5 protein-coding genes are annotated in these 6,686 nt (G+C 51.1%); 1 reads left to right on the forward strand and 4 read right to left on the reverse strand.

Features of this window, described 5'->3' with window-relative positions:
- The 4 genes from ACILRN_RS14990 to ACILRN_RS15005 all read right to left on the reverse strand — a co-directional run.
- Positions 1-907: FkbM family methyltransferase (locus ACILRN_RS14990; protein ID WP_395689634.1), on the reverse strand; the 907-nt coding region annotated here is incomplete at its 3' end.
- A gap of 474 nt (positions 908-1,381) precedes the next feature.
- The gene (locus ACILRN_RS14995) at positions 1,382-2,071 is read right to left on the reverse strand and encodes a hypothetical protein (RefSeq protein ID WP_395689636.1); all 690 of its coding nucleotides are present in this window, start codon (positions 2,069-2,071) and stop codon (positions 1,382-1,384) included.
- Positions 2,072-2,667: 596 nt separating this feature from the next.
- Complete coding sequence (locus tag ACILRN_RS15000) at positions 2,668-3,366, reverse strand: response regulator transcription factor (protein WP_395689638.1); 699 nt, start codon at positions 3,364-3,366, stop codon at positions 2,668-2,670.
- A complete protein-coding gene (locus ACILRN_RS15005; RefSeq protein ID WP_395689640.1) occupies positions 3,363-5,318 on the reverse strand; it encodes an ATP-binding protein in 1,956 nt (651 codons plus the stop codon). The genes ACILRN_RS15000 and ACILRN_RS15005 overlap by 4 nt, the downstream gene beginning before the upstream one ends.
- Before the next feature lie 66 nt (positions 5,319-5,384).
- On the opposite strand from ACILRN_RS15005, the gene ACILRN_RS15010 reads away from it, so the two are divergent.
- On the forward strand, positions 5,385-6,137 hold the full coding sequence (locus ACILRN_RS15010) for a hypothetical protein (RefSeq protein ID WP_395689641.1): 753 nt from the start codon (positions 5,385-5,387) through the stop codon (positions 6,135-6,137).
- Positions 6,138-6,686 lie beyond the last annotated feature (549 nt).

Genomic DNA, 6,686 nt, shown 5'->3' on the forward strand with positions numbered 1-6,686 from the left:
CTATATGCTGTTGATGAGAGCCGGGGCCCGAGCTCATTCTTTCAGGCGTCCCACCCCATTGCCTACCTCGGTAAATCTCATCAAACACAAACTGAGTTGAAGAGAAACGGCTTGTAGATTGTTTATGCCAGTATTCTGGAAGTATGATTTCCGGATTGTTAGGGTTGCAGGGACGATCCAACGCATGCGGCAGAGTTTCGGGATTCCCAATTGGCGCACATCGGTCTTTTCTTACAAGACTGAGCTCAAAGACATCAGGGACAATAACTTGGCCAAGCCTCAAAAGGTTACCATAGTTGTTTGGGTGAATATGCAGAACATAAAAGTGCTTTAGCAATTTCGAAAATGTTGAATCGGCAATTTCAAAAAAAGCTGGATCACTCCAGTGCTCTGCATTATGGAATTCTACAATTATTATTCGGAAGCGTTTTAACTTGTCTTCTTCTGTGGATAAGATCGCGGTGTATTCACCGCCTTCAATGTCCATTTGAAGTATGAGATCTGTTTCAAGATCATATTCTGGTGATTTCTCCATCCAGTTGTTTAGGGTCGTAAATCGATCATCTTCAGTTGCCCCAAGAAATTTTTTTTCAAAGGAAGCTGGTTTGAAGTTTCCCGGTGGACCATTAACAGAATAGTCGCAAAGGTGCGATGGGATGCTGAATCGTGTAAAGAGATCCTCTTCGAAGCTCGAAGTAGGGCCGACACCTGGTGAAAAACAAGCAGAGATTCCATTTAGGTCATTGGGGACCAGGTAGCCGCCGTCGCTGTCTGATCCAATACGAATCAAGTCAAGATCGGCACGAACAGGGCGGAGCTTTTCTATGAGCGACAGCAGCCTGTATTCGGGAGTTATTGTCTGGATGTAAAGACCTTCGCTCAGAAGCTGATACTTGTTTGGTTGCATTTTTGTCTCTCTTTTTGAGCAGTAAGTGCTGTGGCGACGAAATCTCTAACACCGAATGATGATCAGATAGAGAGGCACAGATAGAAGCTCATATCAATGGCCAAGCGCTCCGCCTCGTGTCAATAGTGGGCTTTCAGATTATTGATATCCAATCGGCAGAAGTATATCGTGAATACAATGTGGTTTTCGGGTATTCAAGCGTGATCAGCTGGTCAACCAAGTCGATCTGGAGGTTTTGCATTCACCTTTTTGTCTCGTCAATTCAACAGCAGTCACAATATTTGTTTTGTGCACTTGTTTTTTTAAGATCGCGGTTCTTCTAGACAGCACTCGGGGTCCAAACAGTTTGATTGAAATTTTTTCTGAAACCCAATCGCTGCACAAGGTAGATTGGCAGGTTGATTTTGAGGAGCGGTAAAACCAGTCTTAGTGACTCCCACGCCATCTTGACCCGCTTCTTGGCACGGTGCTTCGTCAGTTCCTCCGCCACGGCACGGTTGCTGGTGTGCCCGCAGTACTGCTCGAGCATCTTGACGGAGGTACCCATGTTACGGGCGAGGACGTAGTGGTTGACCCCCTCCTGTAGGCGGTAGGTGGCATACCCGTCTTGCCGTTCACGTGGAGGATGATGTTGACCTCTCCCTCCTCGGAGGTGAGTTCTGTGTCGATGTCCCGCCACCTCAGACCACGGGCTTCGCCGACCCTCAGACCCGTATTGGCAAGGATCAGGACGTAGCTCGTGAGCATCACCCTGTCTCGGAGGGTGGTACTGGAGATGCCCCTGCCCTCCTTCACCCACTCTCGGAGGAACCTCGTCAGCTTCGGCCAGTCCCTGCTGTCGAAGTGGGGTCTCCGATCGCCGTCGTGCTTCGGCTTCTCGAGGACGATCTGCCTGTCGATGTAGCCCCGCTTGTGGCACCAGTTCAGGAAGGTCGAGAGCTGGCTGGTCTCGTGGAGGATGGTGGTCTCACGGGGCGGCTTGCCCTTCTTGGAGTTCGCCCGGCGCCAGTCGAAGAACCTGGCGATCTCCTTGGTGCTGAGGTCAGTGACCCTATTCTTTCGGAAGTAAGGGACGGCATAGGTCTTCAGGAAGGCGATGATGGCGAGGTCCCGCTTGGTCTGCTCGCCCTTGGCTTTGGAAGCCTCCTCGAAGTCATCGACCATCTTCTCGAAGTTCAGAACCGTGATGGACTGACCGAGCTTGGTCTTGATCCTGATCTCGTCGAGGAGGTCGTCGGCGAACTTCCGTGCCTGATAGAGGTCGGAGGTACCCGTACCCCGATAGATTCAGCCCGTTCCGTTGGGGACCTTGATCCGACAGAGCCACAGCTTCTTGGGTCGGTCCTCGAGTTGGTAGAGGACGACCTTACCGTCGTGGAAGGACTGCTGATTGATGACCTTCGAGACCGCCATGGAGGGATGGTACCCCAGATCTCTAGGACTTAATACCGTAATATGATTGTAATATGGCACCAGGACGACCCGTTTCTGGAATCCATCTTCATCAAGTCAATGATATAATTTGAGAAAATGGTGCTGCCAGGGAGGATTGAACTCCCGACCTCTCCCTTACCAATAAACCGGATCATCTCGCAATATTATTCTAGTACAATGCCTTAGACAGAGTAGCACGGTTTACAGTCGCATATATTTGCCGGTGATCTTCATTCCCTTTTTCAATCAATGACTTGAGCAAAGACGCTATCTTTCTACAAGGGAGAGGTCTTTGCTTTAAGTGCGCTCGTGCAGAAGACACTGGGCTAGTCTCTCAATATCTGAAGTGGGGTCGTCAGCCTGTAACCAATCCCCCTGATTGATTGTATCACCGGAGTTTCCGCCCCACAGCCAACAAGCTTCTTGCGAAGGCGACCAAGCTTTACCTCTAGGTTCTCCTTCGTTATCTCCTGTCCATTTCCCAAATGGACAGCTACCTGCCAACGTTCAAGGCTACATTGAGGAGCTCGCGATAACGCAGCAAGCAGGGAAACTTCTGACTTGGTGAGCTGGGTTTTCCCAGATGGACCCGTCACAAGCATTTTCATCGGGCTGAGAACAACTGATGATGATCGTGAAACCTCAGAAGACAGGAGGCGCTGAACAAAGCCCTCCACCACCGCTCGAAGCTCTTCGATTGACAGCGGCTTCGTAAGATAGATGTTTGCGCCCGACTTATAACCGCCAATTCGATCACTAACAGTACTCCGTGCTGAGACTATAACAATGCCGACTTCTGGCTGGGATCGCCGGATTCGCTGTGCAAGGCTTATGCCGTCCTCACCTGGCAGGTTAATGTCAATGATATACAGATCACTCACAAAACCGGCCGACTCATCGTCCACCTCTTCAGCCATTGCGACGCCGATAACGTCATGTCCGTCTCTTGACAGAACATCGCACATTGCCTCGCGTAAGGCATCATAGTCTTCAATGACGACGATCTTGAGCGGACGACTGGTCATTTAGGAAGCCAAACGCTGAAACGTACGGATGAGCTGCTACTTGCTCCATCGATCTGCTCGTAGCTCACGTTACCGCCAAGCACTCTCGCCCAACTTGCCACAAGAAATAATCCCAATCCTGACCCAGGTCGCCTGTGAGCCCCCTTACTCCGATAGTATTTCGTGAATAGCTTTTCCACATCGGGTGTACCAGCCTCGCCTACTTCATTAAGGACACTAAGCTGAGCGCCATCAACTCCACCGGCGGACCTCCCTTCCAACAGTACACGGATGCGGGAACCTTCCGCACTGTACTTTTCTGCGTTGTCAAACAGATTGCCGACAATCCTCCTCAACAGTCTTTCGTCTGTTTCAACGACAATGTCGATTGGCGCCTTTATATCCAGCCGAGACGAAGCTGAGTGCTCCATAGCAACATCTCGAAGAACAGTGCCTAACCGAACACTAGTTCTGAGGGTCTGCATACTCTCATCTTCAAGCTTCTCACTCTGCTCCACTCTTTCAATGATTTGTGTCATCTCAAGGACGGCCTTTTGTACAGCATTGCCGCTTGAAGTGCCTTCGTTGGTCATAAGCCGAATGACCGACAATGGATTACGGAGTTCATGGGTGAGCATCGACAGGAATTTTTCCTTTTCCGCTCTCCTCTCACTCTCCTTCTTTAGTTCTACCTCTTTTATCTCAAACTGAACGAGAAGCTTTTGAGCCAGCAGATCTTTCTGCCGCGCCCTGATTGATAGTATTGCAAAAAATATGATGGTTGATATCAGCGCATGGAGAAAGAGAACATGAAAGAATGGTGTGTTGAATTGTAATAACTTGTTATACATAAGGACTGGTACAACGATAACCGTTGCCATTAACGAGAAGCCAAAGCGAAGTGAATTGATGGCCAGTCGCCCATAGGGCTTTTTGTCGGCGTCATTTACAGAGAACGCCAGCATTACGCTGGCGATCAAGCTGGCTATCAAGAAAATTGAATTCAAATTTAGAGCCTGCTGGACCATGCCTGCCAGCAACAAGAGAAAAGACGAGGCCGAAAGAACAATGGTCGACCAGGCAATCTTCTGCAGCCAGCGAGGCACGCCGAACTCGGATACCAGCTTAAAATTGAATACTGCCGCAACACAACTCAGTGACAGCGTAATGACGTTATAGATATGATCGATGACTGAGACACTGAGGAGGCCTGAGAAGAAGTATCTCAGAGGGCCAAAGCAGACAAATAGGTGACAGACTGAGAGGAACTGGCGCAGCGAGAAGAGACCATAGATCAGGTCTCGTCTGACTGCCCAATTCACCAGGGCCCAGAGCAGGAATGCGAGAAGGAATGCGGAGTAGACCGATAACGTCGTTGCTGTGACCTGGCTTTCATAGTCGGCATCATCTAGAGACTTCACGTCAACATCGACAGTCAGGGTCGTTGTAGTTGTGATACGAAGAAATACATCCCGATGCGACTTGCCAGACGGAACAATGAACCCATTGTTTATCCCAATGTGATTGACAGGGGTGATTCTCGCATCTCGCCCACTCAATAGCGGCAGCAGGGGTTTGTCGCTGGTGTCACCAGAGGGATCGTACAGCTCAATATTCCGGATAAATGCCGGGCTCACAACGATTGCCAGTTGCTCAAGGCTCTCTTGACCGGAAATCCTGAGTTTCAACCATAAAGCAAAAGGCTTGTAGCCTTCTGAGAGAGAGCCTTCAAAAGGTTCGAAGTCTGCATCTACAGCCGCTTGAAATGTTGCCTTTCCACTTTCATCCACCCAATAGGCCTTGGAAATGAGAAGCGGCTCGGCTGCCTGCACAAACGGTGCAATCAGCAGGGTGAGGAGGAGAACCACCAGCACAAAGGCTTGTTTCATCGTCATTTTTTCATCAGGAATGTGCGTGTTGGCAAGTGTTAGTTTTCTAGGAGGCGCGTTTGTTATGTAATCGATTGTGGCCAAGGTTCACAAGCGGCTTTGACTGCAAGTTTCTTACACGCATTCAGATCAATCAAGAGGAACACCTGTATGAAGACGTCAAGACTTTTCGTAGCGGCCAGCGTGGCTGCTCTCTTCGCCACTGGTTCTGCCATGGCGGATACCGCTCACAAGGCAATCGAACATGCTCATGGCGCCAGCGAGCATGCGCATCTTCTGGCTGAGACCACGGATCAGCTTTTTGACGGTTTCAATCATCTCATCGATCATGCACATGACATGGTCGAAGAGGCACATGAAATGGCCGAAGCCGGTGACATTGCCGGCGGCAAGGACGAGATGATTGACGCGGTGCTCGCACTGAAAGCCGCGCATGAGATTTCGGAAGCCATTGCTGTAAGCGCAGCTTCTACGCACAGCTATGCCGAGGAGGCGCACAAGCTTGCAGAGGAGGCCGTCAAGATCAACGCGGCTGCGCTTGAGAAGGACAAGGATGATGCGCACCTGAAGGCATCTGCCGCCGAACTGGCTCACGCTGACAAAGAGGCAGGTCATGCCGACGAAGAGGCTGAAGTGGCTCAGAAGGCAGCGGACGCCGCTCATGCCGCCGCTGAAGCTGCTCTGAAGGCCGCAGAGGCTGTTGCCGGCGCTGATGGCGAAGCCGCCCATAAGGCAATCGAAGCTGCTCATGATGCTGCAGAGGCCGCGGACAAGGCGGCGTGGGAAGCCGAGCACGCCGTTCATGACGTCGACAACTCCGCTGAGATGGCGCACGAAGCGATTACCGATGCACACATCGTGACGCAGACTGTCGAACTCATTGAAATGGGCGAGAAGCACTGAGACTGAAATCCTGGACGATATCGCGAACAGGTTGGGGCACACAGCGCGCCCCAACGATCCTCTCAAGTGATTGCACGAAGAAGAAGAGGCAGGGCATGGCCCTGCCTCCACACTTTGGAAGCAGGCCTTGAGCAGCGTTGCTCGCCGCCGTCTTGATCGCAGCTTTGTCTGCCTGGATGACGGTATTCAGCCTACCCGCGTTGCAGGTGACAATCACGCATCCGGCACGCCATGCAGTCTAGATCTGTCGCGCGCGGACTTCAGAGAAATTGGAGTGTAAAGGCCGAGGCGCGGACTGCCTGTCCCATGGAGCACCTCCAGTCACAGCAGCCATAGTCGACTTGGCTGAATCGTTAACTGTCAGCGGACGATTTGGCCGTCTTGGAAGGATTGGCCGTTCATCATCGGACCCTTCGGCATGAACGCTTCACCGCAGGCGTCAACACGGAAAAAGTGTAACAGCCTTGCAATACCCTATTTCCAGCATCTCAATTGGCGTTAACGTTTCACTATCTTTCGGATTCAATTGAAAGAAATGGTGCTGCCAGG

This window comes from Aestuariivirga sp. (assembly GCF_044238155.1).
GTDB lineage: Bacteria > Pseudomonadota > Alphaproteobacteria > Rhizobiales > Aestuariivirgaceae > Aestuariivirga.

Excerpts from the sequence above, each read along its gene's own strand:
- ACILRN_RS15010 (WP_395689641.1), top strand. The coding sequence starts at position 5,385 with ATGAAGACGTCAAGACTTTTCGTAGCGGCCAGCGTGGCTGCTCTCTTC.
- ACILRN_RS15000 (WP_395689638.1), bottom strand. The coding sequence starts at position 3,366 with ATGACCAGTCGTCCGCTCAAGATCGTCGTCATTGAAGACTATGATGCC.
- ACILRN_RS14995 (WP_395689636.1), bottom strand. The coding sequence starts at position 2,071 with ATGGTCGATGACTTCGAGGAGGCTTCCAAAGCCAAGGGCGAGCAGACC.